At 25.2% G+C, this 746-nt stretch carries 2 protein-coding genes; both read right to left on the bottom strand.

Translation table 11 applies throughout. The features are described from left to right. Positions 1 to 173 precede the first annotated feature (173 nt). Positions 174 to 467, bottom strand: coding sequence for a nitrous oxide-stimulated promoter family protein (locus G3997_RS03910; protein ID WP_296648447.1), 294 nt, complete (start codon positions 465 to 467; stop codon positions 174 to 176). Between the two features lie 9 nt (positions 468 to 476). After that, on the bottom strand, positions 477 to 746 hold a 270-nt coding region (locus tag G3997_RS03905; protein ID WP_296648442.1), incomplete at its 5' end, for an ATP-binding cassette domain-containing protein.

Raw genomic sequence — 746 nt, 5'->3', positions numbered from 1 at the left:
GATAATATATGTTTTAAATATATGTATTATTAATAACTAATCTTATAAATTAATAAATATACATATACAAAAACAGCCTATATAAATAATTGACTTTATTAAATCAATTATTTATATAGGCTTTATTTTATCTTTATTATAATCTTTATTTAAATTAGCTAAGTACAATTTATTTATTCAAATATATGTTTGATAAACTGAATTGGACTATATATTATAAGCCTAGGTCCAGAAAATCTCATAACATCCTTAACCTTAGCTCTCATGTCCTTTTTATAGCAATGTATTGGACACTTGCTACAAAAGCTCTTTTCATTTCCAAACTTACAAAAATCAAGCCTTTTATGTGCATAATCTAATAATTCTTGACAACCTTCACATAATCTATGTTTATGCTTATGTTTCTTTTTACAGTATAAATTTATCATAAGATTTATAGTTTGTTTTTCTTTTTCTATTCTAGTCATAATATACTCCTAACAAACTTTTCTTGGAATGAAGTAAATTTCATCTTCATCTTTTCCCATAAGTCCCTCTACTTGTYTATGAGAAACTATTACTATAGTTTTACCATCATTACTTTCTTTTAATGATTTTAATATTATACCTTCATTTAAACTATCTAAGTTACTTGTTGGCTCATCTAATAAAATCATTGGCGCATCATGTAAGAATGCTCTAGCAATACCTATTCTTTGTTTCTCACCACCAGATAAGTTACTACCTAACTCACCAACATTAGTGTC

The sequence above is a fragment of the Romboutsia sp. 13368 genome, assembly GCF_018336475.1.
Taxonomy (GTDB): Bacteria; Bacillota; Clostridia; order Peptostreptococcales; family Peptostreptococcaceae; genus Romboutsia.
The sequence above is the reverse complement of the archived record's forward strand: the minus strand, read 5'-3'. Positions and strand labels throughout refer to the sequence as shown.